Source organism: Caulobacter rhizosphaerae (assembly GCF_010977555.1).
Taxonomy (GTDB): Bacteria; Pseudomonadota; Alphaproteobacteria; order Caulobacterales; family Caulobacteraceae; genus Caulobacter; species Caulobacter rhizosphaerae.
The window spans coordinates 4,270,870-4,297,760 of sequence record NZ_CP048815.1; the positions used below are offsets into that span (position 1 = coordinate 4,270,870).

The window sequence follows — 26,891 nt, forward strand, 5'->3', positions numbered from 1 at the left end:
TATGAGCTCCATGAATTGGTCGGGCGTGTTCCCGGCCGCCACGACCCAGTTCAAGACCGACCTGTCGATCGACATCGACGCCAGCCAGCAGGTGCTCGACGCCCTGGTCCGCGACGGCGTGCACGGCCTGGTGGTCCTGGGCACCTGCGGCGAGAACAATTCGCTCGAAGCCGACGAGAAGCGCCAGGTGCTGCAGGCCGCCGTCGAGGTGGTGGCCGGCCGGGTCCCGATCATCGTCGGCGTCTCGGAACTGACGACCGCGCGCGCCGCCGCCTTCGCCAAGGACGCCCAATCGCTGGGCGCCGATGCGCTGATGGTCCTGCCCGCCATGGTCTATGTCCCCACCGAGGCCGAACTCGAGGCCCACTTCCGCACCGTCGCCCAGGCCTCCGCCCTGCCGATCATGCTCTACAACAATCCGCCCGCCTATCGCGCCGCGATCACCCTGGACGTGCTGGCCGGCCTGGCCAGCGAGCCGACCATCGTGGCCGTCAAGGAAAGCGCGCCCGACACCCGCCGCTTCACCGACCTGGCGCGCGCCTTCGGCGACCGCTTCATCTTGATGGCCGGCCTCGACGACGTCGCCCTGGAAGGCCTGCTGATGGGCGCCCGCGGCTGGGTCTCGGGCCTGACCAGCGCCTTCCCGCAGGAATCGGTGGCCCTGGTCGCCGCCGTCGATCGCGGCGACCTGGAAGAAGCCCGTCGCATCTATCGCTGGTTCATGCCGCTGCTGCACCTGGACGCCGAACACGACCTGGTGCAGTCGATCAAGCTGGCCGAGCAGATCATGGGCCGTGGATCTGAGCGGGTCCGCATGCCTCGCCTGCCCCTGGCCGGCGCCCGTCGCGCCCAGGTGATCGCCATGGTCGAGGAGGCCGCCGCCAGCCGGCCGCTCCTGACCCAGGCGGCCGCCTAGGCCCTTCAAAGTCGAAGCGTAAGAGGAAGTCCATGCGTCACACGTTCTTCTGCATCGACGGCCACACGGCGGGCAATCCGGTCCGCCTGGCGGCCGGCGGCGCCCCGCTGTTGCGGGGCGACACGATGAGCGCGCGGCGGCAGGACTTCCTCGCCCGCTTCGACTGGATCCGCACCGGCCTGATGTTCGAGCCGCGCGGCCACGACATGATGTCGGGCGGCTTCCTCTATCCGCCGACCCAGCCCGACTGCGACGCCGGCATCCTGTTCATCGAGACCAGCGGCTGCCTGCCGATGTGCGGCCACGGCACGATCGGCATCGTCACCTTCGCCCTCGAGAACGGCCTGATCACCCCGCGCGAGCCGGGTAAGCTGCGGCTGGAGGTGCCGGCCGGCGTCATCGACATCGCCTACGAGACGGCGGGCGACAGGGTCACGGCGGTGAAGATCCGCAACGTCCCGGCCTATCTGGCCGAGGAAGGGGTAGCGATCGACGTGCCGGGCTTCGGCCCGCTGACCATAGACGTGGCCTATGGCGGCAACTTCTACGCCATCATCGAACCGCAGGGCGCCTATACGGGCATCGACGCCCTGGGCGCGGCCGAGATCCTGCGCCTCAGCCCGATCGTCCGGACCCTGGTCCGCGACAAGGTCGAGCCGGTCCATCCGCTGGACCCGACCATCCGCGGCGTCAGCCACGTGCTGTGGGCCGACGCGCCCCGGGCCCCGGACGCCGACGGCCGCAACGCGGTGTTCTACGGCGACCGGGCCATCGACCGCAGCCCCTGCGGCACCGGCACCTCGGCCCGACTGGCCCACCTGGCGGCCAAGGGGCGGCTGAAGGTCGGCGACGCCTTCGTGCACGAGAGCATCATCGGCAGCCGCTTCATCGGCCGGGTCGAGGAACGGGTGGAACTGGGCGGGCGGGACGCGATCATTCCGTCGATCCAGGGATCAGCCATCGCCACCGGCCACAACATCCTCTGGATCGACCGCGCCGACCCGTTCTGGGCGGGCTTCCAGGTGATCTAGACTCCCGCCGACCCGCCGCGTCTAGTATACGATAGGGCTCACACCGCACGGGGGCGGTCGCCAAGAGGTTCAGCCTGCGCCAATGAACATCGTCGTCCGCACGCTGTCCGACCAGACCTATGAGATCGTCCGCCGCCGCATCCTGGTCGGGGCGATGCAGCCCGGAACCGCCGTACGCCAGGACGTCATCGCCGCGGAGCTGGGCGTCAGCAAGATCCCGCTGCGCGAGGCCCTGGGCCGCCTGGAGCAGGACGGCCTGCTCAGCTCCTATCCCAATCGCGGCTATGTCGTCCGCGACCTGTCGACCGACGAGGCCAGCGAGGTCTTCGCCCTGCGCCTGAAGCTCGAGCCCGGCGCGGTCGCCGAGGCTTGCCTGCGCGCCACCCCGGCCGACCACGTCGCCGCCGAGAAGGCGCTCTCGGCGCTCGAAGCCGAGCTGGCCAAGCCCGACGGCGACCATGTCAGCTTCAACCGCGCCTTCCACCTGGCGCTGGTGCGCCCCGGGGGCCACATCACCTTCCAGCTGATGGAGCGGCTGCAGATCCTGGCCGAGCGCTATGTGCGGGTGCACCTGGAGCCCCTGGGCCGCGACGAGCGGGCCAGCCAGGAGCATCGCGAGATCCTGGCCGCCTGGATCCAAGGCGACGCGGCGACCGTCGAATCCCTGACGGTCAACCACATCCTCGGCACGCTGTCGGACCTCAAGCAGCAACTGTCGGCCTGACGACCCGCAAATCGCTGATTTCGGACGGTGACCCGATGATTTTCGGGGCGTCGACGCGGGCCGTCCTTCCGGTGCGGATCTCAAGGAGCGTCGCGCCGCGTAAATTGTCCGAGTTATCATGCAGATAACGTCGATCTCTTTTTGGGGGCGAGCGCAAGGAAAGGCATTTTTCTTCCGCCTCTGATCGGATTTAGTCGCGCTGAAACCTCCTCAGAAATGACACCTTCCAGCTGAGCCGGGGCGTTCGGTGCCCCTCGCGCGCGCTCCAGAATCCACGGAAAACTTTATAAAAACAATCTATTGACCGGACGCTGGTTGGCGGCCCGGATTTGCGGCAGGACCGGAACGCGATGCGGCATTTGTCAGATCGTCGAATGTATATTGTATAATTTTTTTGACGCGGCCTCGCGGATATGTCCAATTTGCGACCTGGTAATTGTCAGGGGAGAGGACAGTCCATGAGCAGCAGGCACGCCATGATGGCGGCGACGGCCCTAATTGCGATCACTCTGTGTTCGCCGGCCGTCGCACAGGACATCAAGTCGACCGACGCGCAGGCCAACGCCACCGCCGCCGACGACGCCAAGACCGACGATGCGACCCTGGTCGACACCGTCATCGTCAAGGGCATCCGGGGCAGCCTGGACGCGGCGACCAAGCGAAAGAAGAACTCGGCCCAGATCGTCGAATCCATCGAGTCCGAGGACGTGGGCAAGCTGCCCGACAACAACGTTCCCGAAGCCCTGTCGCGTGTCACCGGCGTCCAGATCGAGCGCATCCACGGCGAAGGCACGAACATCACCATCCGCGGGATGCAGGGCGTCTCGACGACCATCAACGGCAACGACAACAGCGTCGGCGACAGCCGCTCCGCCAACCTGGCCGACATCCCCGCCGAACTGCTGAAGTCCGTCCAGGTCTACAAGACGCGCACGGCCGACCAGGTCGAAGGCGGCATCGCCGGCACGGTCAATGTCGAGCTGCGCCGCCCGCTGGACCTGAGGAACGGCCTGACGGTCGCCGGCAGCATCAAGAACGTCTACGGCAGCACCGGCGACACCAAGAGCCCCTATGCCAGCCTGCTGGTCGGCGACCGGTTCGACACCGGGATCGGCGAGATGGGCTTCCTGATCAACGGCTCCTACACCAAGAACAACTACGAGGAAGACTTCGTCGAGAGCGAGTCCCCCAATACGTTCTTCGACAACACCCCTTCGCAAGCCTCGCTGCCCGCCAACCAGAAGAACATCATCGCGCCCTACGCGGTGAACTACGGCGTCGAGCAAGGCGCGATCACTCGGCCCTCCATCAACCTGGTGGGCCAATGGCGCGCCAACGAGCATCTCGATTTCGTGGTCGAAGGGTCCTATTTCGGCAGCAAGGAAAAGCGCGGGCGCGACCGCCTGCACGTCACCACCCGCGACCCCAACAGCGCGGTCTCGAACGTGGTCCTGGCCGAGGACGGCCGCACCGTGCGGTCCCTGACCCTCAGTCGTCCAGAGGGCGTCGACGCCAGCGCCCAGTCCTATTACGAGAAGGTCGACTCCGACAACTTCACGACCAACGCCGAGGCGCACTGGCGCGGCGACCGCCTGCAGGTCGACGGCTCGGCCCAATATAACTGGAGCAAGACCAGCTATTACGGCGTCCTGAGCCTGGCGCACCTGCTGGACGCGAGCGGCAAGCCCGCCGCCACGGTCAATGTGGACTTCAACTCCAGCAACATCCCGGGGCGCGGCCCCTACATCACCTTCCCGACCAGCGACCTGGCGAAGGTCGAAAACTACCAGATCTTCCAGCTTCACGACGAACAGGCCATCGCCAAGAACCACGAATTCGTGCTCAAGGCCGACGCCACCTACCGCCTCAGCGACGACAAGTTCTTCCGCAGCATCGGCTTCGGCGTTCGCTATTCCGACCGTCACCTGACCCGCGACTACGGCTATCGCGACGCCTTCCCGACGATCGCCCTGAACAGTTTCCCGGGCGGCGTCGGCGTGACGACCAGTCAGTTGGCCGTCACCGGCTTCTCCCCCACCTGGTACCATCTGTCGGGCCCCGACCTGATGGACAGGCACGACGCCCTGCTCACCGCCGCCGGCTGGACGACGGAACGGCCGCCCAACGATCTTGGTCAGACCTATGTCGAGGACGAACAGAGCCTGGCCGGCTACGGCAACCTGAACTACGCGATCAAGAGCCGCTTCCCGATCGACGGCGTGGCCGGCGTGCGCGTGGTCCGGACCAAGGGCCACAACGTCAGCACCCGGTTCGATCTGGACAAGGACTGGAACGCGGTCATCACCCCGACCGAAGGCGGCGGCGACTATGTCGACGTGTTGCCCAGCCTCAACGCCGTGGTCCACTTCTCGTCGAAGTTCCAGTTGCGCCTAGCCTACACCTACAACGTCCAGCGTCCCAACTTCCTGGACATGTCGTCCTGGCGGACGATCCAGGCCAACAATCAGATCATCTATTCCGGCAACCCGGACCTGAAGCCCAATCGCTCCGAGAACTACGACGCGTCGCTGGAATACTACTTCGGGCGCGGCGGCATCGTCTCGCTGGGCGCGTTCCTTAAGAAGCCCGACGGCTATATCTACTACAGCGGCGGTGGCCAGGAGACGATCAATGGCGTCGTGTACCAGGTCTACACCAGCCGCAACGCCGGACCTGGCGAGTTCCAGGGCTACGAGTTCAACACCTCGGGCTTCTTCGACTTCCTGCCCGGCAAGCTGCACAACTTCGGCGCCAGCGCCAACTTCACCTACATGGCGAAGTACAACATCAACTTCCCGTTCGAGGGCGACCAGCGCCTGATCCCGGGCGTGTTCGACGCCGACAGCACCTCGAAGTACACCTACAATCTGGCGCTCTACTACGACACCCCGCAGTTCAGCGCGCGCGTCGCCTATAACTACCGCGCCCGCTACAAGGTGAATGTCTACCAGGATAACCCCGAATACTCGCCCTACAACGACGCCACCTCGCGGCTCGACGCGGCGGTGAACTGGACGCCGATCAAGCAGCTGACCCTCAGCGTCGAGGGCACCAACCTGACCAAGGAAAACAACAACGTCTACTGGGGGCAGGACCGCATGCTGCCGCTGGGCGTTCGCGTCCAGGCCCGCACCCTGCAGGTCAGCGCCCGCTTCCGCTACTGATCCCTTTCACCGCATCGCCGCCTCAGGGCGGCGCCCCTCCCCCCCTTGGGCTGGCTTGTCGCCAGCCCATTTTTTTGACCGGTCCACGGAGGCGGCGCGGCCGTCCTCGTCCTTCGACAAGCTCGGGAGGAGGAGGGGCTCAAGCGCCCTCAGCCCTGCCCGCCGGTCACCCGCAGCATGACGACCCCATGGGCGGGGACCTGGAAGTCCTGCGATCCAACCGGCAGGTCGGCGCCGCGCCAGAGGTCCCTCACGGCGGTCAGCCCGCTCTTCCCCGCGTCGCTGGGCAGCAGCGTCATCGTCGCCGCCGCCTCGCCCCGGTTGAACAGGGCCACCGCCACCGCGCCGTCGGCCAGCGGCTTGGTCCAGACCTCGGTCGTCCCGTCGCGCCGAACCGCCTTGCCCTGGACGCCCAGGGCGTCCTGGTCCACGGCGATCACCTCGCGGTTCTCGAGCATCTTCAGCACCTCGGGGCTGCTCTGGCGCAGGTCGTGCCCCATCATCAGCGGCGCGGCCGACATCGCCCACAGGGTCATGTGGGTGGCGTACTCGTCATGGCTCATGCCGCCGTTGCCGATCTCCAGCATGTCCGGATCGTTCCAGCCGCCGGGGCCGGCGTGCTCGGCGCGGCCGTTCTTGTCGAAGCCGATCCTGGCCATGGTCGCATAGTCGTCGGTGATGTCGCCGGTCGTGCGCCACAGGTGGCCGCCGACCTTGCGCCCCCACGCCCCGACCTCGAAGCGGCCGTACTCGCACAGCGAATAGACGATCGGCCGCCCGGTCGCCCGCAACGCCGCGCCCATCTCGTAATAGGTGCGCTGGACCTTGTCGGCGTCGTCATAGAACCATTCGCCCGAACACAGGTCGTACTTCAGATAGTCGACGCCCCAGTCGGCGAAGGTCTTGGCGTCCTGCTGGACGTGGCCGTAGCTGCCCTCATAGCCCGCACAGGTCCTGGGCCCCGGCGCGCTGTAGAGACCGAACTTCAGCCCGCGGGCGTGGACGTAGTCGGCCAGGCCCTTCATGTCCGGGAACTTCTCGTTCGGCCGGATCGCGCCGTCCGGCCCGCGGGTCCCCTGCCAGCCGTCGTCGATGTTGACATAGACGTAGCCGGCGTCGCGCAGGCCGGTGGCGACCAGGGCGTCGGCCATGGCGCGCACGGTCTTGTCGTCGATCTTCTCGGCGAACTTGTTCCAGCTGCTCCAGCCCATCGGCGGCGTCCGCGCCAGGCCGTCGGGCGCCAGGGTTCCCAGCGGCGGCAAGGCGGTGGTCCTGAAGGCGCGAGCGCGGGCGTCCTTGGCGGTCCCGTGGCGGCCGGACTGCTCGACATGGGCGTACCAGATGTCGCCCGACAGCTTCAGGGTCTGGCCGTTCAGCACCGCCGTCCATTGCCGGGTGGCGTGGTCCTTGTCGTTGAGATTGCGCAGCTCGAAGGTCGCCTTGCCGCCCTGGACCACGAGGTTGCGCATCTCCATCGGGCCGTACCAAGCCGTGGTGACGACGCCGCGGGGCTTGCCGCCCTCGCTGGACAGCTGGACCATGGTCACGCCCGGATAGGACGGCGCGTCGTCGAACAGCCAGACGCCGTCCAGCGGCGTCGCCGCCCGCGCCGTCCCGGCGGCCAGGATCGTGATCCCCAGTGAAAGCGTCATCAGGCCGCGAAGCATGGCGTTCTCCGTTCCATTTCAAGGCGCGCGCCCGAGCCGGGCGTTGGTCGAGGTCTAGGGCTGGGCGTCGCAGGCCGGGGCCGAGCCGCTGCCGGCGCGCGGCGCCTGGGCCGTCGGGGCCAGGACTTCCCACTCCTGCACGGCCAGGCCGGCATGGGTTCCCTGAGCGCCGGAAGCGTCGAACACCGCCCGGACGCACCGGGCGGTCACCGCCGCGAACGTGGCGGACTGGAAACCATCGACGCCGGTCCCGAAGCCCTTGGGAGCGCGCACCGGCTTCCAGCCGCCGTCCCAATATTCCATCCGCCAAGCCTTCGGCGGGGCGACGCCCACGCCCGCCCCGGCCGGCTGGTCGGCCCAGAACCGGATGCGGGCGCCGTTCAGGGTCACCGGCCGGTCGAAACGGTACTCGATCCACTGGCTGGCGGGATTGTGCGGCGTCCAGCTGCCCCACAGGTCCGGCGGCAGAGGCGCGTCGCGGACGAGGCCGTCGTTCAGCGCCTTGATCCAGTACTGCACCGGCACCGGCGCGTTGGACGCCGTGGGCGTGGCCATCGCCGCGATGTTGCGGGTCGGCGCCGGCGGCGGCCCTGGGCGCTTGGTCGGGGTGACCGGCAGGATGACCGGCGGGCTGACGCTGTCGTCCCAGTCCATCCTGTCGATCGCCACGCTGCGACGGAAGTGCCCGCCGCCGGCCGCGTCGGCCGTGTGGTAGGCCAGCCACCACTGACCCTTGAATTCCACTGCGCCCGCATGGGAGGTGGTCGAGGACACCGGCCGCAGGATCACCCCGCGATAGGTCCAGGGCCCGAGCGGCGACGGCGCGGTCCCGTAGGCGATGCAGGCATGGTAGACGGCCGGCGTGCAATCCGACCGCGGCCCGGCCCGGTTGCCGGCATAGAGCATGTAGTAGACGCCCTTGCGCTTCATCAGCCACGGGGCCTCGAAGAAGCCGTCCAGGCTGTCGACCTTCACCTCCGGCCCCTTGGGCGTGACCATGTCGGCCGCCAGCTCGATGCCGCGCAGCTGGCCGAACGTGCCCCAGTAGAGGTAGACCCGGCCGTCGTCGTCGACGATCGCCGTGGGATCGATGTTCTGGATGTCGTTGGCGACCGGCGTCGTCTGCGAGACGATCGGTCCGGCCGGGTGGGCGTCGGTCCAGGGTCCGGCGGGGCTGTCGGCCACGGCGACACCGATGGCGAACCGGTCCTTGGCGTCGCTCTTGGCCTGCAGGACCGGGGCGTAGAGGTAGAACTTGCCGTCGCGCCCCGGGACGATCTGGCCGGCATAGGCCCGCCCGGGCTCGGCCCAATGGAATACCGCCTCCGGCCGCGCGATCGCCGGGTAGTGCAGCCAGTCGCCCGACGCCGGATCGCGGGTCGAAAGCGCCTGCCATTCGTCCATGATGAAGTCGTTGACGTCGGCCGGCGCCTCGTCGCGGCCGGCCAGGATCCACAGGGTGTCGCCGACCACCACGGGAGCGGGGTCGGTCGAATAGTACCGGCCGTCCGCGAGGATCGGGTTGCCGGCGGCGTGCACGGCCACCGGCTGGGCGGCGGCCGGCGTCAGCGTCGCCAGGGCGCAGGCCAGGCCGGCGCTCCAGGCGACCGGGGCCAGGTCATTCCTCATCGGGATAGGGTCCCTTGCCGCCGTCGGCGATCAACTGGTCGACGCGGGCGTCGATCACCGGCAGCGGCACCGACCCCAGCTCCAGGACGGCGTCGTGGAAGGCGCGGATGTTGAACTTGGGACCCAGCGCCTGCTCGGCCCGCTTGCGCGCGTCGACGAAGGCCAGCATGCCCATGTAGTAGGACAGCGCCTGACCCGGCCAGGCGATGTAGCGGTCGACCTCGGTCTGGATCTCGTGGTCGGCCATGGCGGTGTTGTCGTGCAGGTACTGCTGGGCCCGCTCGCGGCTCCAGCCCTGGGTGTGGATGCCGGTGTCGACCACCAGCCGCGCCGCGCGCCACATCTGGTAGCTGAGCATGCCGAACCGGTCGTAGGGCGTCTCGTACAGGCCCATGTCCTCGCCCAGCGCCTCGGAATACAGCGCCCAGCCCTCGCCATAGGCCGACAGGTAAGTGTCGCGGCGATAGGCCGGCAAGTCCTTGTTCTCGGCCGCCAGCGGCATCTGGAAGGCGTGGCCCGGCGCGCTCTCGTGCAGGGTCAGGGCCATCAGCGAGTACAGCGGCCGGGACGGCAGGTTGTAGGTGTTGACCAGATAGATGCCAGGGCCGCCGCGGCCGCCGGTGTAGAAGGGCGCGATCTCGTCGGGCACCGGGCGGATGGCGAAGCGGCTGCGCGGCAGGTGGCCGAACCATTGCGAGGCCTTGCCGTCGAAGCTCTTGGCGTCCCAGGCCGCGCGGTCCAGCAGGTCCTGGGGCGTCTTGGCGTAGAAGCGCGGGTCGGTCCGCAGATAGGTCAGGAAGGCCGGAAGGTCGCTGTCGAACTTCACCTCCTTCATCACGTCCAGCATCCGCGCGCGGATCTTGGCGACCTCGGCCAGGCCGATCTGGTGGATCTGGTCCGGCGTCAGGTCGGTGGTGGTGAACTCGCGCACCTTGGACTGGTAGTAGGCCTTGCCGTCGGGCAGGTCGTAGGCCGCGAGAGTCTTTCGCGCGCCGGGGATGTAGTCGTCGCGCAGGAAGGCCCGCAGGCGGGCGTGGGCGGGAACCACGGCCTGGGTGATCGCCTCGGCCGCCTCGCGGCGCAGTGCGGCCTGGACGGCCGGCGGGATGTTGGCCGGCAGGGTCTTGAACGGCGCGTAGAAGGGCGAGGCCTCGGGCGTGGCGGCGTCGGCCACCAGGGCCACGCCGGCGTCGCGCCCCTGCAAGGTCACCTGGGCCGGGGTGAAGCCGCGCGCCAGCCCGGCGCGCATGTTGACGATCTGTTGGTCGTAATAGCGCGGGATGTCGCGCATCATCGCGATGTAGCCGCGATAGTCCGCCTCGGTCCTGAAGCTGCCGCGCGCCGATTCCGCGACGTCGCCCCAGAAGCTGCTGTCGGCGTTCAGCGGTTTTTCGTATTCGCGGTACTGCTGCTCGGCCAGCAGGGCGTCGATCTGGCCCTTGTAGACGGCGTAGTTGGCCTGGTTCTTCTTCGACAGCTTGGCGACCGGCAGGTCGGCCAGCTGCCGGGCCGTCGTGGTCCAGCGGGCCAGCCGCGCGGCCTGGATCGCCGGACCGACATCGGGGAGCTTGAAGGCGTCGGTCTTGGGGCCGTCTTCGCTGGGTCCGGTCTGGGCCAGGCGCCAGGCGTATTCCTCGCTGGAGATCGCCTCGAAGCGCTTGTCCGCCGAACCGGCCTGCGCGGCCGGAGGACCGGCCAGGGCCGTGGAAGCGACCAGCATCGGCGCGGTCGCCGCCACGCACGCGACCGTCGTATCGAAAAGCCCGGTTCGCCGCATCTTCAGCCCTTCTGCTCAAGCAACATCATGATGTCCCGGTGGAGCGCGCCGGGGATCACCACGCCCTCGCGCAGGCTGCGGGCCCGCGCGGCGTAGCGGCGCTGCGACGGCAGCCGCGCGCCCTGGGCCTCGATCGCCTCGAACATCGCCTCGGCCCGCGCCAAGTGGTCGGCCAGCGCCCCGCCCAGGAAGCCCGCCGGATCCAGGGCGATGATCAGCTCCCCGCCGATCGGCGAGCCGCCGCGTCCCGCGTCGGCGGCCAGGGATTGCTGGCTGGTCATGTCGCCGATCAGGGGTCCAGCCAGCAGTTCGACCATCGCGGCCAGGGCCGAGCCCTTGTGGCCGCCGAAGGTGCGCATCGCGCCGCCCAGCACCGCCTCGGCCACGGTCGTGGCGGCCCCGTCGGCGTCATAGCCCCAGTGGTCCGGCACGGGTCGGCCGGCGCGGCGATGCAGCTCGATCTCGCCCCGCGCCACCGCGCTGGTGGCGAAGTCGAAGACGAACGGGTCCCGGCCCGGCCGCGGCCAGCCGAAGGCGATCGGATTGGTGCCGAACACCGGGCGCGTCCCGCCCTCCGGCGCGACCCAGGCATGGCTCGGCGTGAAGGCCAGCGCGGCCAGGCCCTCACGGGCCAGCGCCTCGACCTCGGGCCAGAGGGCCGCGAAATGCACGACGTTGTTCAGGGCCAGGGCGGCGATCCCGAAGCGCCGGGCCTTGTCGACCAGCACGGGACGCCCGCGCTCGAAGGCCAGTTGCGCGAAGCCGCCGCCGCCATCGACCCTCGCCAGGGCCGGCGCCGGTTCGTCCAGGACAGGTTCGGCGTCGACCGAAACCACGCCCTTGGCGATGCTGTTGGCGGCCACCAGCAGGCGATAGACACCGTGCGAAGCGCAGCCGTCACGCTCGCCGGCCACCATGGTCTCGGCGACGGCGTCGACATGGGCCGCCGACAGGCCCGTGGCGCTCAGGACCTGACGCGCCAGCGCCCGGACGTCATCGAGCGAAAGCCTGACGCCCTCGAGTCCGCCGTCCAGGCTCACGCCGTGGACGCGGGCTTGGCGGCGAACAGCTGCACGCCGAACACCGGTCCGGCCGTGCTGCGCTCACGCGGTACGAACCGCACCCGGACCTTCGTCTTGCCCTTGGTCAGGGCCTCGGGCAGCGGATATTCGACGTCGAAGAACTTGCCGGGACGGTCGGCCTCCAGATGCTGCGAGGCGACCTTGACGTTGTCGACCAGGATGTCGAAGTCGCGCTTGCGCTCGTCGCCCCAGTAGGTCGCCTGCAGGATCAGCGGGCCGGGCCGCAGCTTCATGTCGAACTCGAAGAAGCCGCCCGAGCGGGCGTCGCGGCCGTTCCGGTTGCGATAGGCCACCGGATAGGACAGCTCGGAGGTCAGGCTGTGGTCGCGCTCGGGCTGCATCTCGCCCAGGTGCATGATGTCGACCGACCGGGCGCTGATGTCCTTGGCCCGGGCCTGATCAGCCAGGAACGCGGCCTCCTCGGTCTTCCAGGCGTCCTCGGTGAAGCGCTTGAAATAGACCGCGCTGCGGCGCTCGTACTGGCTGTAGAACGGCACGAAGTTCAGGTCGCCGGGCCGGCCGACGCCCCGGGCGACATAGAGCGCCTTTTCCGGCGCCGTGGGCTGGAAGCCCGCCAGCACCGCCTCGCCGACCAGGGCCGGATCCACGCCCTTCCAGGGTTCGCTGTTGGGACCCAGGTCGGCCGCCAGCACCATCGGTCCGCGCACCACCGCCACCGTGGACTCGTCGCCCGGCGTCGCTTCCAGGCGCAGGTCGAGCGGCAGGGTGATGGCCACCACGTCGCCGGTCCGCCAGCGGCGGTCCACAAGGGCGTAGCCGCCGACCATCTCGGCCGTGACGGCCTGGCCATTGACGCTGACCTTGGCCTGGCCGTTCGCCCAACTCGGAACGCGCAGGGCGATCGTGAAGCGTCCGGGCTTGGCCAGCTTGGTCAAGGTCAGGCGCGATTCCGGTTCGTAGGGATAGCGGGTCTCGAGCTTCAGGCCCGCGCCGCGCGCCTTCCACTGGGCCTCGGCCGGGATGTAGAGGTTGACCAGCAAGGTCCCCTCGCCTTCCCAGAAGATCGACTCGCCGTGCTTGGCGTGGCTTTCCATGCCGGTGCCGACGCAGCACCAGAAGGCGTCGTCGTCATTGGTCGAATAGCCCCGGTCCGCGCCGGTCAGCAGCGGCGTCATGTAGGTGAAGCCGCCGGTCTTGGGGTTCTGCGCGGCCATCACGTGGTTGAGGTGGGCGCGCTCATAATAGTCGAACAGCCCGCCTTCCGGCCGCCAGCTGTAGAGCTGCCGGGTCAGCTTGAGCATGTTGTAGGTGTTGCAGTGCTCGCAGGTCTGTTCGCTGATGTGGGCGGCGATGGTGTCGGGCGCGGCGAAGTACTCGCGGTCGGCGTTGCCGCCGATCACGTAGCTGTGGTGTTGGGTGACCGTCGTCCAGAAGAACCGCGCGGCCGCCGCATCCTGCGGCTTGCCGGTCAGTTCGTACAGCCGTCCCAGCCCGATCAGCTTGGGCACCTGGGTGTTCGCGTGGAAATTGGCCAGTTGGTCCTGCTGGGCGACCAGCGGGTCCAGCACCTTGCGGTCGTAGATCCGTTCGGCGACGACCAGCCAGCGGCGATCGCCGGTGCGGGCGTAGAGCTCGGCATAGCTCTCGTTGAGGCCGCCATATTCGCAGCCCAGCAGGGTCTGCATCTGCTCGTCGTTCAGCGCGGCGAACACGCGCTCGAAATAGCCGCCCAGGCCCACCGCGACCTCCAGCGCCTGCGGGTTTCCCCAGGCGCGATGCACGTCCAGCAGGCCGGCGAAGGTCTTGTGCACCGTATAGAGCGGCGACCAGGAGCCGTTCAGGTCGAAGCCGCCCGAGCGGATGTCGCCCTTCATCACCTCGCCGAAGATCTCCTCGCCGTCGACGACCGTACCGTCCTTGCGCTTGCGCTGCAGGGCGCCGACATAGCCCGTGCCGCGCTTGGCCTGGGCCCTGGCCAGCTCGCTGACGATATAGTCGGCGCGTCGGCGGCATTCGGCGTCGCCCGTCTGCTCGTACATGACGACCAGGGCCGACATGTAGTGGCCCAGCGTATGGCCCGCGATGGTGTCGGACTCCCATCCGCCATAGATTTCGCCCTTGGCCGGCAGGCCGGCGAAGGTCATGAAGTTGTGCAGGAAGCGGTCGGGGCTCAACCGCAGCAGATAGGCGCGATTGACCTCCACCGCGGTCGCGTAGTCCGACGGCAGCAGGCGGACCGACGACAGCGGCAGTGGCGCGGCCTTGGCGGGAAGGGACGCGCCACGGGCCTTGGCCAGGGCGCTGATCGGCTGGGCCATCCCGGCGAACGCCGCGGCCGTCAGCATCAGATCGCGGCGTGTCGCCATTGCTCTTCCCCCATATTTGATACCGTATACGATCTTAGGGTCACGTCGCTCGCTCGTCAATCTGGCGTATGGCGCCGCTGGCCGGGACACGTCTGGTCACGCTCTTGCCAGGGAGCATATTCGTCTGACTATATATCGTATAATCTTCTTGACGCTGCGAGGGTGAACCGGTTTGTGCGAAGTCGGAATGGGGAGGCGCGGCATGCCGGTGAACGGAACATCCAGGACGAGGCCCGGCACGGTCCGCCTTGGCCTCACGGCCCTGGCCCTGGGTCTCGCAACCGCTTCGGCGGCTGGCGGTCAGCCCCTGGCGACCGCCTCCACGACGTCCGCCAGCCACGCGCCCCTGCCGCCGATCGCCGAACGCTACCGGCGCGCCGACCTGTTCCTGCGCGGCGGGCTGGGCCGGTACGTCGTTGACGACAACCTGCAGCCTCGGTTCGTCGCCGACGGTCGGGGCGTCCTCTATCGCCACGGCAAGCCCGGCCAGCGGGTCATCACCTATCTCAACCTGGCCGACCGCAAGCAGAAGACGGTCGCTGTCGAGGCCGACCTGATCCGCCAGGTCTCGGCGGCCCTGCCGACCGCGCCCACCTCCGCGCCACGCATCGACCTCGTGGATTTCGACCCGCGCACCGACGCCCTGGTCTTCACCGCCGCCGAAAAGCAGTGGAAGTCGACCCGGGGCGTCCTCGCCGAGACTCCGATCCAGGCGTTCGATCCGGCCCTGTCGCCGGATGGACGGTTCAAGCTGGTCGCCCGCGACTTCAACCTGTTCGCGGTCGACACCAAGACCGGCCGGGAAGCCGCCCTGACCACCGACGGCTCGCGCGAACAGCCCTACGGCCGCGACATTCCGCAGCTGTCGCAGATCCTCAAGGCGGGCGTCGAGGAGCCCGACATGCCGGTCTCGGCCCAATGGTCGCCCGACAGCCGGCGCATCCTGACCTGGCGGCTGGACACCCGAGGCGTCAAGCGGCTGTCGATCACCCAGCAGAACCCGGGCGGGCTCTATCCGCGCAGCTTCTCCTACATCTACCCGTTGGCCGGCGCGGCGACGCTGCCCCAGGCCCAGCGGCTGGTCATCGACGTCGAGCAGGCCTTCCGCGACGGGGCCGGCAAGATCGTGCCGCTGGCCATCCCGTCCGAGTCCCTGCTCTACCCCGCCGCGCCGGAGATGAGCTGGGACGGCGACCATGTCCGGGCGCAATGGACCCAGCGCGGCTATGGCCAGCTGGTCGTCTATTCGGCCGATCCCGTCAGCGGCGCGGCCAGGATCGTGGCCCGCGAGAAGGTCGCGCCGCTGGTCACCGTCACCTCGTCCAGCCTGCAGCCGGCCTCCGCCCTGGGCGGCGAGCTGGCGATCTCCGAGCGCAGCGGCTGGGCCCAGCTCTATCTGGTCAAGCCCGACGCCCCCGACGGCGGCAAGGCCCTGACCACCGGGGCCTGGGAGGTGCTGTCGGTCGACCATGTCGACCCGCGGGACGGGCTGCTGGTCACCGGCGTCGGCCGCGAGAAGGACCGCAACCCTTATTACAAGGCGCTCTATCGCGTTGGCCTGGACGGCGCGCCTCCCCAGTTGCTGACGCCCGAACCGCTCGACCACGAGACCACGGTCTCGCCCGACGGCCGCTGGATCCTCGACGAGATGTCCAGCCCGACCGAACCGACCCGCACCGTGCTGCGGGACGCTCGCGACGGGCGCCTGGTGCTGGAACTGGGCCGGGCCGATCCCAGCGCCCTGTGGGCCACCGGCTTCCGGCCGCCCGAACCGTTCACCGGCGTGGCGGCCGACGGCGTCACCCCGCTGTACGGCATGATCTTCCGGCCGATCGGCTATGACCCGGCGCGGCGCTATCCGGTGATCGACAACGTCTATACCGGTCCAACCACCACCCAGACCCCGACCTCGTGGCGCGACTCCGTCTCGGCCGCGGGCAACAGCGTCGCCCAGATCGGCGCGGTGGTGGTGATGATCGACGGCCGGGGAACCTCACGGCGGGGCCAGGCCTTCCGCCTGCCGGCCTACCAGAACCTGGGCGAGGTGGGCCTGGACGACCACATCGCCATGATCCGGCAGATGGCCGCGAAGGATCCAGGGCCGGACCTGACCCGGGTGGGCGTGTTCGGCGGCTCGGCCGGCGGCTATGACGCCGCGCGGTTCGTGCTGCGCCGGCCGGAATTCTTCAAGGTCGCCGTCGCCTCTTCGGGCAACCACGACCTGCGCCTGGACAAGGCCTGGTGGCCGGAAGTGTCGATGGGCCTGGCGGACGAAGCGACCTGGGAGCGCAACTCCAACATGTCGGTGGCGGGCAATCTGCAGGGCAAGCTGCTGCTGGTGCACGGCGACATCGACGACAACGTCCCGGTCACCGAAAGCGTCCGCCTGGCCAATGCGATCATCCAGGCGGGCAAGGACGTCGACCTGGTGATCCTGCCCAACACCACCCACGCGGTCTATCAGCCGTTCTTCTGGCGCAAGCTGCGCGACTACTTCACCCGCAACCTGCTCGACGAAGCGCCGCCGGCGGGCCCGCCGCCGGTGCGCCTCGCCGCCGCCCCCACCACCGCGAAATGACGAGGCTCCGATGACGAACCTTCGCCCGCTGGCCTTGACGGCCCTGCTGCTGGCCACCACGCCGCTGGGCCTGAGCGCGACCAGCCTGGCCCGCGCCGAGGAGTCCGCGCCCGCTCCGGCGCCGGCCAAGAAGGTCTTCGCGCCGATCGCCCGGACGACCTATCGCACCGCCCAGTTCCGGCTCGACCTGCGCACCGACACCCAAACCCTGGCGCGGCTGTCGCCGACCGCCGACGCCGGTTTCGACTTCGTCCCTGGCGCGCGGGAAGCCGAGCGCCAGGGCGACGGCTACGTGCATGTCGGCGACATCCACCTGCGCCTGCGCACCGAGGGCGGCGCCTGGCGCGACTTCAGCTCGGCCCATCAGCGCAAGCCCATCCGTCGCCTGCCGGCCGGCGGCGCGACCCTGGCGGCGGCCGACATCACCACGTCGCTGGGCGCGGACTCGCCCCTCCGCGTCGAGCGCCGCTGGGTCGCCGAAGGCGGAGCGCTGGCCCTGCGCTTCGTCCTGACCAACACGTCCAAGCAGGCCGTCGAGGTCGGCGGGCTGGGCCTGCCGATGGTGTTCGACAACATCATCACCGACCGCTCGCTGGAGGAGGCCCACGCCCAGGCCAGCTTCGTCGATCCCTATATCGGCCGCGACGCCGGCTACCTGCAGGTGACCCGCCTGAACGGCAAGGGTCCCGCCCTGCTGGTCCTGCCGGAGAAGGCCACGCCGCTGGAAGCCTATCGACCCATCCAGCAGGCCGGCCGCGGCGCCAAGCCCGGCGACATCTTCACCGACCGCAGCGAGCGGGGCCAGACCTCGGAGGGCTTCTACGACTGGACGGTCGCCAGCAAGGGCTTCGCCGAGCAGGACTGGAAGACCGCCGGCGAACAGTGGAACACGCCCACCAGCTTCTCCCTCGCCCCGGGGGCCAGCCGCACGATCGGCGTGCGCCTGGTCACCTCGCCGTCGATCCGCGCGATCGAGGACACCCTGGTCGCCAACGGCCGCCCGGTCGCCGTGGGCGTCCCCGGCTATGTCGTGCCCACCGACCAGGACGCCACCCTGTTCCTGAAGTCGCCCAAGCCGGTGGCCAAGATCGAGAGCTATCCGGCCGGGGCGCTGACCGCCACGCCGGTCAAGTCCGGTTCGGGATGGTCGCGCTACGCCGTCCGCGCCTCGGGCTGGGGCCGCGCCACCCTGTCGATCACCTATGCCGACGACACGGTCCAGACCGTCTCCTACTTCATCACCAAGCCGCTCGACCAGACCATGGCGGACCTCGGCCGGTTCTCGACGACCAAGCAGTGGTTCGAGGATCCGTCGGACCCGTTCAAGCGCTCGCCGGGCATCCTCACCTACGACCGCCAGGCCGACCAGATCGTCACCCAGGATCCGCGGGTGTGGATCTCGGGCATGAGCGACGAAGGCGGCGCGGGCAGCTGGGTCGCGGCGATCATGAAGCAGCTGGACAACCCCGACGCCGGCGAGGTGGCCAAGCTGGAGCGCGTGGTCAACGAAACGATCGTCGGCGGGCTGCAGGTGGCCGAGGGCGAGCACGCCGGCGCGGTCAAGAAGAGCCTGTTCTACTACGCCCCCGACGAACTGCCGACCTATTACGACCCCAAGACCAACTGGAAGTCCTGGACCTCGTGGTCGAAGAAGGACGCCGGCGACCTGGGCCGGTCGTACAACTATCCGCACGTCGCCATCGGCCACTGGGTGCTCTACCGCCTGGCCCGCAACCACGACGGCCTGGTCAGGACCCACGACTGGCGCTGGTATCTCGACCACGCCCAGATCACCGCCGTGGCGATGATGCGCGACGCCCCCTACTACGCCCAGTTCGGCCAGATGGAGGGCGACGTCTTCGTCGACATCCTGAAGGATCTCCGCCGCGAGGGCATGACCGCCAAGGCCAATGAACTCGAGACCCTGATGAAGGGCCGCGCCGACCACTGGAAGACCCTGCCCTACCCGTTCGGCAGCGAAATGGCCTGGGATTCCACGGGCCAGGCCGAGGTCTATGCCTGGATGCGCTTCTTCGGCCACCAGAAGCAGGCCGACGAGACCCGCGAGGTGATCCTCGCCTACGACCCGACGATTCCCAGCTGGGGCTACAACGGCAACGCCCGGCGCTATTGGGATTTCCTCTACGGCGGCAAGGTCCCGCGCATCGAGCGGCAGATCCACCACTACGGCTCGACCCTGAACGCCGTGCCGCTGTTCGACGCCTACCGCGCCGATCCCGGCGACCTGCACCTGCTGCGGGTGGCCTATGGCGGCCTGATGGGCGGCGTCACCAATATCGACCGGGAAGGCTTCTCGTCGGCGGCCTTCCATTCGGCCCCGGACATGATGTCCTGGGACCCCTACAGCGGCGACTACGGCATGGGCTTCTTCGGCCATGCCTATGCGGCGGCGACCTACCTGGTCAATGATCCGACGTTCGGCTGGCTGGGCTTTGGCGGCAATGTCAGCCACGCCGACGGCGTTGTGCGGATCGAGCCCAGGGACGGCGCGCGGACGCGGCTGTTCGTGGCCCCGATCGGCGCCTGGCTGACCCTGGAGGCCGGCAAGATCGACGCCGCCGCCTATACGCCGGCCACGGGCAAGCTGACCCTGACCCTGGCGGCGCGGGACGCCGCCACGCCGGCCGCCCGGCTGCTGGTCGAGGCCACCACGAAGGGCGCCCGTCCCTATCGCCCGGCCGGGGCGGCCTTCGAGCGGGGGGCCTACACCCTGCCCCTGAAGGATGGGCCAAGCACGATCGAGCTGACCCCGAACTGATCGGCGAGGACCAGGCGACATGACCAGGATCGAACAGCGCAGGGCCCATCCATGAACATCGTCATCGTCATGGGCGTCCTGGTCACGATCCTGACCGGCGTCCCGGTGCTGATCCAGCTGCTGCGGGATCACCCCCGGGGGCTGCTGGTGCTGTTCTTCGCCGAGATGTGGGAGCGCTTTTCCTATTACGGCATGCGCAGCATCCTGATCTTCTACCTGACCCAGCACTTCCTGTTCGACCCGAAGACGGCCAGCGCCCACTACGGATCCTATACCTCGTTGGTCTATCTGCTGCCGCTGATCGGCGGCTTCCTGGCCGACCGCTATCTGGGGGCCCGCAAGGCGGTGATCTTCGGCGCCGTCCTGCTGATCGCCGGCCACCTGACCATGGCCATCGAGGGCGCGCCGGCCACCCAGACCCTGACCTATGGCGGCCACACCTACGACTTCGTCTCCGAAGGCCGCGGCGAGGGCCGGGTTTCGAAGCTGATCGTCGAGGCCAAGCCCTACGCCGTCGCCGCCTCCAAGTCCGGCGACTTCGCCGTGCAGGGCCTGCCGGCCGGCGCTCCGATCCCGGCCGTCCTGGCCAAGGGCCAGTACCAGCTGGGCGTAACGGGCCGGGACCCGCTGTATCTGAACGTCTTCTGGTTCGCCCTGGCCCTGATCATCGTCGGCGTCGGGTTCCTGAAACCCAACATCTCGACCATCGTCGGCCAGCTCTATCCGGCGGGCGATCGCCGGCGCGATCCGGGCTTCACGCTCTATTATTACGGCATCAATCTCGGCTCGTTCTGGGCCTCGATCCTCTGCGGTTTCCTGGGGGTGACAGTCGGCTGGTGGGCGGGCTTCGGCCTGGCGGGCCTGGGCATGGTCGCGGGCTTCGTGGTGTTCGTGCTGGGCAAGCCGCTGCTGCGGGGCAAGGGCGAGCCGCCGGTCCCCCGGCAGTTGGACAAGCCGCTGCTGGGCCCGCTGAACCGCGAGGGCCTGATCTACGGCCTGTCCCTGGTCGGCGTCGCGGCGGTGGGCCTGCTGGTGCGCTACACGGTGATGGTCAACTGGACCCTGATCGCCGGCATGCTGGCCTCTCTGGGCTACATCCTGTGGTTCATGATCGCCAAGTGCGACAAGGTCGAGCGCGAGCGCCTGGGCCTGGCGGTGTTCCTGATCTTCGGCGCGGTGGTGTTCTGGACCCTGTTCGACCAGGCCGGCTCGTCGCTGAACCTGTTCGCGGCGACCAATGTCGACCTGGACCTGGTCGCCCGGCCGGTGCGGTGGCTGAACGGCGCGATCACCCTGGCCGCCCCCGAACAGCTGGCGGCGGCGGGGATCGACAGGGCCTCGACCTTCTGGATCAACACCAGCTTCAACGCCGCCCAGACCCAGGCCCTGGGCTCGGGCTGGCTGCTGATCTTCGCGCCGGTCTTCGCCTTCCTGTGGACCTGGCTGGGCCAGCGCGGCAAGGACCCCAACCCTGTCGTCAAGTTCGGCCTGGCTCTGCTGCAGGTCGGCGCCGGCTTCCTGCTGCTGCAGATGGGCGCGCACCTGGTCGACGGCGCCTTCCGCATGCCGCTGATCTTCCTGCTGCTGATGTACCTGCTGCACACCACCGGCGAGCTGTGCCTGTCGCCCGTCGGCCTGTCGCAGATGACCAAGCTGTCGCCGGCGGCGATGGTGTCGTTCGTCATGGCGGTCTGGTTCATGGCCGTGTCGATCGCCGGCAAGGTCGGCGGCTTCATCGCCGGCCTGACGGCCACCGAGACCGTGGGCGGCCAGGTGCTGGACCCGGCCGCGGCCCTGGCCCGCTCGCTGGTGGTGTTCAACTGGATCGGCGGCATCGCCATGGCCATCGGCTTGGCCTTCCTGGCCCTGGCTCCGGTCCTCAAGAGGTGGTCGCACGGCTCGGACGAGACGGACCATCATGCGCCGGTGGACACCGCGACGAACGTCGGCTGAGCGTGCGCCGACGGGGACAGGCGCATGCGCCTGTCCCCAGCCCTGGACGCGACGCCGTCTGAGCGGCCCATTCGTTAGCGACTTGCCGCTCAGGGAGATCAAGACCCTCCCCCTGTGGGGCAGGGGAATCGCATATGGATTTTTGGTCCGAACGGGATTCTGAGGGTGTCTCCTTGTGAGAGGGAGACGGTCGGATGGATACGTTCGCGGCTTGTTTTTCGGCGATGGAGGATCCGCGGGCGAGGAACGCTCGGCATGATCTTCTGGAGTTGGTGTTCGTGGCCCTGGCGGCGGTGCTGTGCGGGGCGGAAGACTGCACTGACATGGCCGCCTTCGCGCGGGCCAAGCTGGATTTCCTGCGCCAGGTGGTGAAGCTGGAGCACGGTCCGCCCAGCCACGACACCTTCAGCCGCGTGTTTCGCCGATTGGCGCCCGAGCCGTTCGAAGCGGCCTTCGCCCAGTTCACCGCCGCCTTCGCCGGGGCCTTGAAGGGCGTGGTGGCGATCGACGGCAAGGCTCTGCGCGGAGCCTATGAGCGCGGATGCCGGGCCTCGCCGCTGCATCTGGTCAATGTCTGGGCCGCCGAGGCCCGGCTGGTGATCGGCCAGCGCCTGGCGCCGGGCCGCAACGAAGTGCTGGGCGCCCAGCAGGCCCTGGCCCTGCTGGGCCTGGAAGGCTGCATCGTCACCGCCGACGCCCTGCACTGCCGGGCCGACACCGCCCAGACCATCCTGGACACCGGAGCCGACTACGCCCTGGCCCTGAAGGCCAACCAACCGACCCTGCTGGCCAAGGCCCAGGCCCTGCTCGCCGCCGCCGATCCCACCAACGAGGCCCTCCAAGGCCCCGCCAAGGGCCACGACCGGATCGAGGGCCGCGCCGCCCTGGTCGTCCCCGCCAAGGACATGGACTTTCCCGGCCTGGCCGCCGTCGCCCGCGTGGAGACCCACTGCAAGCGGGCCGGCGCCCCCGAGCCGGTCATCGTCCGCTTCTTCCTGCTGTCCACGCTCCTGTCCCCCGAAAGGATGCTCCAGGTCGCCCAGACCCACTGGACCATCGAGAACCAGCTGCACTGGGTGCTCGACGTGGCCCTGCTGGAGGACGCCTCGCGCAGCCGCAAGGACAACGCACCGCAAAACCTCGCCCTGATCCGAAAGCTCGCCCTCAACACCCTGCGACAGCACCCCGACAAGGGCTCCATCAAGACCAAGATCAAGCGCGCCGGCTGGGATGAAACCTTCCTGCTCTCACTCCTGGGTCATATGCGATAGCCCTGCCCTGTGGGGGAGGTGATCGCGCAGCGATCGGTGGGGGGAGGTTTAGGGGCGTCGATCCGAGCTGTGGTCATCTTCCGATCACTCCCCCCTCCGTCGGCTTCGCCGACACCTCCCCCACAGGGGGAGGATCTGATGGGCGCGGCTTGGCCGCCTCACGCGGAAACCCGCTGAGCTTGATGGGAAGGGTGCGAAGCGCCCGGGCTCCGCCCGGATGATTTGCAGTTGTAAGTACCGTTTCGACGAAGACGAGCGCTTCGCGTGGACCGTTATCCGGAAGCCTTCGGGTCGCGGATTTTTAACCCGCTCCGATGGAGGCCCCCGACGGGCAGGACGTTGGCGCGTCCTGGACCGCCCGGGCGATTTCAGCCCGGGCCTGCCGCGCTCGCCGATCCCTCGCCGCCTGGGTTTCGTCCCGATGTTTCAGGGAACCTGCCCAGGACCGTCGCGAAAGGTTGTCACCCAAGACCACCGACAAACGCTTCCCGCTCGACCACCCCCGAAGGCCGCATCGGTCGCCGTACGTGCGCCCTCCCCATGCCTTCAGGTGGGATCAGGATAAGGGCGGTCTGAAGGGATGGGGATCAAATTGGGTCGAGAAAGTTCAAGGCGTTGAAATCGCGGGGCTTTGCTCGCGATAGGCCGAGCATAAGTCCTTTCCCTCCCCCTCGTGGGGAGGGTGGCCCTGGCAGCGCCAGGGTCGGGTGGGGGGCTGCTGAGTCAGCCAGCAAGCCCACCAGACACCCTGCACCGATCCCCCACCCGACCCGCTACGCGGGCCACCCTCCCCACAAGGGGGAGGGAAGCGCCATTCTGGAAACGCATTGGCCCTGGATCTTCGCGCCTGAAGGAGTGCTGAACCTAGCGCACTGCCCCCCCAAAAAAACAGCCACCGCGCGGAACGCGGTGGCTGCTGAGTTCACCTAGGGGAGGATGGCCCGGGGACCCGCGACTACCGCCGCCGATCCCCGGGAGACGTTGAAGGCCTCAGAAGTCCATCGTCAGGCCGACGAACAGGGTCCGGCCCATCGGGTCGTAGACGCCCGGATAGGTGTTGCCGTTGCCGAACGAGCTGAGCAGGCCGGCGGCGATCACCGGCGGATCCTTGTCGAAGGCGTTGTTCATGCCGGCCCGCAGGGACAGCTGTTCGCGCACCTTCCAGTTGGCCGCCAGGTCGACGTAGCTGTAGGCCTTGATCTTGCGGTTGATCTCGACGTGGTCGCCCTGCAGGAACGGGTTGCTGTCGTTGCTGGACAGGTTGGTCCCGCCGAAATAGCGCCAGTTGACCGAGACCGTGGCCGGGATCCACGGCAGGCTCCAGGTCGTGCGCAGCTGGTGGCGCCAGGCCGGGTTGGGCTGGCCGCAGGTCGGACCGAACAGGCCCTTGCAGTTATAGGCGCCCAGGCCCGGCAGCTGCTCGATCTTGCGGCTGTTGAGGTAGGTGCCCACGAAGCTGAAGTCGAGCGAGCCCCAGTCGCCGCCCTTGGTCAGGGCCGACAGGTCGAAGCGATAGTTGCCGGTCACGTCCAGGCCCGAGGTCTGCAGGAAGCCGGTGTTCTGGTTGGTGGCGACGATGTAGCCACGATCGCCGAACAGCACGCCCGAGGCCGGGTCGCGGTGGAACAGGCTGCAGAAGTACGGATTGCTGGTCTGGATGCACTGGTTGATCACGGTCGGGGCGTCGACCGAGCCGATGTACTGGTCGACATAGATGTCGAAATAGTCGAGCGACATCGAGAAGCCGGGCAGGAAGCGCGGGGTCAGGACGACGCCGGCGGTGCGGGTGTCGGCCACTTCCGGCTTCAGGTCGGGATTGCCGCCGCCCTGGGTGACGCAGGTCTCGGCCGGGCATTCCGGGATCTTGCCGTACTGGGCGGCGGTGACGCCGGTCAGGGCGCAGGCCGCGGCCGACGCCGTCGGCGTGGCCCCGGCGCAGGGGTCCACCGCCGCGACATTGCCCAGGCCCTGAGGCGCGAACAGCTCGCTGATATTGGCCGCCCGCACCGCGCGGTTGTAGCTGGCGCGGAACCGGATGTCGGCGCTCGGGGCGTACTGCAGCTCGACCTTGTAGGTCGAGACCCGCTTGTCGAGATAGTCGTACTTGGAGGTCCGATAGCCGGCGTTGACCGACAGGCTCTTGATGAACGGCGCGTCCTGGACCAGCGGCAGGTCCATTTCGCCATAGGCTTCGGTGACGCTGAACGCCCCGTTGTTCTCCTTGGTCCCGCCCGCCTGGGCCAGGGCGTCGGCCTCGAACTTCAGCTCCTCGCGGCGATGCTCGACGCCCAGGGCCACGGCCGCGCCGTCGTCGGCCCACGGGCTCTTGAGCCCGTACTGGCCCAGGTCACCGTTCACGTTCGCGCTCAGCACCTTCTCGCGCTGGACGCCATGGGTGTAGGTCGGGGCGTAGAGGTACTTGTAGGCCGCCGCGCTGAGGCCCTGGTACTTGAAGACGTCGATCGGCACGCAGTTCGGATCGGTGCCGTCGACCACCGACTTGCAGGTCGGCGTCCCGTTGACGCTGACCACCTGCAGGGCCTTGGTGGCCTTGGCGTTGTCGACATTGTTCTTGTAGCTCTCGTCGAGCACGACCTGGGAGTAGAGGAAGCCGGCGTCGTAGCTCCAGCCCGGCGCGATCTCGCCGCGCGAGCCCAGGTTGATCCGATAGTCGGTGTGGCGCAGGTCGTCGCGCCGCGGCGAGCTGCCCGGCCCGGTCAGCCGGTAGCCGATGAAGGTGTCCTGGCTGACGTCCGTGCCGGCGGCCGAACCGCAGAGCGTCGCGGCCTGGGAGGCCGACATCAGCGGATTGTTGCAGTTGATCTTGAACGTCGTCCCCTGGAACAGGGCGGACGGCGCCGCCTGCGAGAAGGTGTGGTCGTCCATGAACATGAAGCTGCCGTAGACGTCGGCGGCCTTGCTGATCTCGTAGTGCCCGAAGGCGCCGGCCGTGTAGCGGCTGTCCGAGCGCTGGATGTAGTTGGTGGGCGCGTAGTTGTAGAGGAATGAGCTGTTGTACGGGACCCAGGTCTTGTTGCCGTCCTTGGTGTTGTTCAGCGTCTGTCCGGCGTTGGGGCCGCTGAGCAGGGTGAACAGGCCGTACTCGTTGTTGCTGGAGCCGCCGCAGACCAGGGCGTTGTTGCGGTCCCCGGCCAGGTTCAGGCCGCAGGCCGAGTAGTCGCGGGTGTCCTGGGTGACCGGCTTGAGTTCGCGATAGCCGACATAGAAGCTGACATTGCCCTTGCCGTCCGGCGTGTTCACGCCGAAGGCCAGGTTGATGTCGGTCCGCGCCCCGTCGGTGACCGACCGCTCCGGCAGCTTGTAGCCCGCCGCGGTGATCAGGGACCGGGGATAGTCGTTGTCGTTGCGGTGCTGGGCGATGCCGTACTGGGCGTCCAGCCGCAGACCGTTGAGGTCTTTCTTGAGGATGAAGTTGACGACGCCGGACACGGCGTCGGAGCCGTAGACCGCCGAGGCGCCGCCGGTCACCACGTCCACCCGCTCCACCAGGGCGCTGGGGATGAAGTTCACGTCGGCGGTCTCGGCCGGCAGCATCCGCTGACCGTCGACCAGCACCAGCACGCGGCTGGAGCCCATGTTGCGCAGGTTCACCCGGGCCGTGCCGTCCGAGCCGTTCGAGCCGTTCTCGTTGGAATCGGCGGTGAACTGGGGCAGGCGGTTCAGCACGCTCTCGATCGAGGTGGCGCCCTGGTACTTGATCTCGTCGTCGCCGACGACGGTCATCGGGCTGGCCGAGACCAGGTTGGGCCGCTTGATCCGCGATCCCGTCACCACCACCGCGTCCAGCGTCGCCGGCTCTTCGGCCGTGGCGACCTGCTGGGCGAAGGCGGCCGGAGCCCCTGCGACGACTGACAGGACCGCGACAGTCGCGGCGCCCGCCAGGAGGTCAAGGCGCGCCAATCTGCTGCGCATGGAAAATCCCCTCCAGAACGATCGCGCCTCCCACAGGCGCGCTTTCGGCAGCAGGAAGGC

Annotated in this window: 14 protein-coding genes; 8 read left to right on the forward strand and 6 right to left on the reverse strand. The window is 68.6% G+C overall.

Features of this window, described 5'->3' with window-relative positions; all coding sequences use genetic code 11:
• Position 1 precedes the first annotated feature (1 nt).
• From G3M57_RS19480 to G3M57_RS19495, 4 genes are all read left to right on the forward strand, one after another.
• Entirely contained in the window at positions 2-916 is a 915-nt protein-coding gene (locus G3M57_RS19480; RefSeq protein WP_188916143.1) for a dihydrodipicolinate synthase family protein, read from the forward strand.
• A gap of 32 nt (positions 917-948) precedes the next feature.
• Positions 949-1,947 carry a 4-hydroxyproline epimerase gene (locus G3M57_RS19485; RefSeq protein WP_163232466.1) on the forward strand — a complete coding sequence of 333 codons (999 nt, stop codon included), beginning with the start codon at positions 949-951 and terminating at the stop codon, positions 1,945-1,947.
• A gap of 82 nt (positions 1,948-2,029) precedes the next feature.
• A complete protein-coding gene (locus G3M57_RS19490; RefSeq protein ID WP_056759801.1) occupies positions 2,030-2,671 on the forward strand; it encodes a GntR family transcriptional regulator in 642 nt (213 codons plus the stop codon).
• 458 nt (positions 2,672-3,129) lie between these two features.
• A complete protein-coding gene (locus G3M57_RS19495) occupies positions 3,130-5,835 on the forward strand; it encodes a TonB-dependent receptor (protein ID WP_163232468.1) in 2,706 nt (901 codons plus the stop codon).
• Positions 5,836-5,984: 149 nt separating this feature from the next.
• On the opposite strand, the gene G3M57_RS19500 is transcribed toward G3M57_RS19495, so the two are convergent.
• Genes G3M57_RS19500 through G3M57_RS19520 form a run of 5 tightly spaced genes read right to left on the reverse strand, consistent with a single transcriptional unit; the run spans position 5,985 to position 14,317 of the window.
• On the reverse strand, positions 5,985-7,502 hold the full coding sequence (locus tag G3M57_RS19500; RefSeq protein ID WP_163232470.1) for a glycoside hydrolase family 27 protein: 1,518 nt from the start codon (positions 7,500-7,502) through the stop codon (positions 5,985-5,987).
• A gap of 54 nt (positions 7,503-7,556) precedes the next feature.
• Complete coding sequence (locus tag G3M57_RS19505; RefSeq protein ID WP_163232472.1) at positions 7,557-9,131, reverse strand: family 43 glycosylhydrolase; 1,575 nt, start codon at positions 9,129-9,131, stop codon at positions 7,557-7,559.
• Entirely contained in the window at positions 9,121-10,908 is a 1,788-nt protein-coding gene (locus G3M57_RS19510; protein ID WP_163232474.1) for a DUF885 domain-containing protein, read from the reverse strand. The genes G3M57_RS19505 and G3M57_RS19510 overlap by 11 nt, the downstream gene beginning before the upstream one ends.
• Positions 10,909-10,910: 2 nt before the next feature.
• A complete protein-coding gene (locus G3M57_RS19515; protein ID WP_163232476.1) occupies positions 10,911-11,948 on the reverse strand; it encodes an Ldh family oxidoreductase in 1,038 nt (345 codons plus the stop codon).
• Complete coding sequence (locus G3M57_RS19520; protein WP_163232478.1) at positions 11,945-14,317, reverse strand: glycoside hydrolase family 127 protein; 2,373 nt, start codon at positions 14,315-14,317, stop codon at positions 11,945-11,947. The genes G3M57_RS19515 and G3M57_RS19520 overlap by 4 nt, the downstream gene beginning before the upstream one ends.
• Positions 14,318-14,519: 202 nt before the next feature.
• On the opposite strand from G3M57_RS19520, the gene G3M57_RS19525 reads away from it, so the two are divergent.
• The 4 genes from G3M57_RS19525 to G3M57_RS19540 all read left to right on the forward strand — a co-directional run bounded on the left by G3M57_RS19525 (position 14,520) and on the right by G3M57_RS19540 (position 22,898).
• Positions 14,520-16,895, forward strand: coding sequence for a S9 family peptidase (locus tag G3M57_RS19525; RefSeq protein WP_163232480.1), 2,376 nt, complete (start codon positions 14,520-14,522; stop codon positions 16,893-16,895).
• A 10-nt stretch (positions 16,896-16,905) separates the two neighbouring features.
• The gene (locus G3M57_RS19530) at positions 16,906-19,674 is read left to right on the forward strand and encodes a DUF5695 domain-containing protein (protein WP_163232482.1); all 2,769 of its coding nucleotides are present in this window, start codon (positions 16,906-16,908) and stop codon (positions 19,672-19,674) included.
• 51 nt (positions 19,675-19,725) lie between these two features.
• Complete coding sequence (locus G3M57_RS19535) at positions 19,726-21,627, forward strand: peptide MFS transporter (RefSeq protein WP_163232484.1); 1,902 nt, start codon at positions 19,726-19,728, stop codon at positions 21,625-21,627.
• Between the two features lie 194 nt (positions 21,628-21,821).
• Positions 21,822-22,898 carry an ISAs1 family transposase gene (locus G3M57_RS19540; RefSeq protein ID WP_163232486.1) on the forward strand — a complete coding sequence of 359 codons (1,077 nt, stop codon included), beginning with the start codon at positions 21,822-21,824 and terminating at the stop codon, positions 22,896-22,898.
• 990 nt (positions 22,899-23,888) lie between these two features.
• Here G3M57_RS19540 and G3M57_RS19545 read toward each other — a convergent pair.
• Entirely contained in the window at positions 23,889-26,831 is a 2,943-nt protein-coding gene (locus tag G3M57_RS19545) for a TonB-dependent receptor domain-containing protein (RefSeq protein ID WP_163232488.1), read from the reverse strand.
• Positions 26,832-26,891 lie beyond the last annotated feature (60 nt).

Excerpts from the sequence above, each read along its gene's own strand:
- G3M57_RS19480 (WP_188916143.1), top strand. The coding sequence starts at position 2 with ATGAGCTCCATGAATTGGTCGGGCGTGTTCCCGGCCGCCACGACCCAG.
- G3M57_RS19540 (WP_163232486.1), top strand. The coding sequence starts at position 21,822 with ATGGATACGTTCGCGGCTTGTTTTTCGGCGATGGAGGATCCGCGGGCG.
- G3M57_RS19500 (WP_163232470.1), bottom strand. The coding sequence starts at position 7,502 with ATGCTTCGCGGCCTGATGACGCTTTCACTGGGGATCACGATCCTGGCC.
- G3M57_RS19535 (WP_163232484.1), top strand. The coding sequence starts at position 19,726 with ATGAACATCGTCATCGTCATGGGCGTCCTGGTCACGATCCTGACCGGC.
- G3M57_RS19520 (WP_163232478.1), bottom strand. The coding sequence starts at position 14,317 with ATGGCGACACGCCGCGATCTGATGCTGACGGCCGCGGCGTTCGCCGGG.
- G3M57_RS19495 (WP_163232468.1), top strand. The coding sequence starts at position 3,130 with ATGAGCAGCAGGCACGCCATGATGGCGGCGACGGCCCTAATTGCGATC.
- G3M57_RS19510 (WP_163232474.1), bottom strand. The coding sequence starts at position 10,908 with ATGCGGCGAACCGGGCTTTTCGATACGACGGTCGCGTGCGTGGCGGCG.
- G3M57_RS19530 (WP_163232482.1), top strand. The coding sequence starts at position 16,906 with ATGACGAACCTTCGCCCGCTGGCCTTGACGGCCCTGCTGCTGGCCACC.
- G3M57_RS19485 (WP_163232466.1), top strand. The coding sequence starts at position 949 with ATGCGTCACACGTTCTTCTGCATCGACGGCCACACGGCGGGCAATCCG.
- G3M57_RS19545 (WP_163232488.1), bottom strand. The coding sequence starts at position 26,831 with ATGCGCAGCAGATTGGCGCGCCTTGACCTCCTGGCGGGCGCCGCGACT.
- G3M57_RS19490 (WP_056759801.1), top strand. The coding sequence starts at position 2,030 with ATGAACATCGTCGTCCGCACGCTGTCCGACCAGACCTATGAGATCGTC.
- G3M57_RS19525 (WP_163232480.1), top strand. The coding sequence starts at position 14,520 with ATGCCGGTGAACGGAACATCCAGGACGAGGCCCGGCACGGTCCGCCTT.
- G3M57_RS19505 (WP_163232472.1), bottom strand. The coding sequence starts at position 9,131 with ATGAGGAATGACCTGGCCCCGGTCGCCTGGAGCGCCGGCCTGGCCTGC.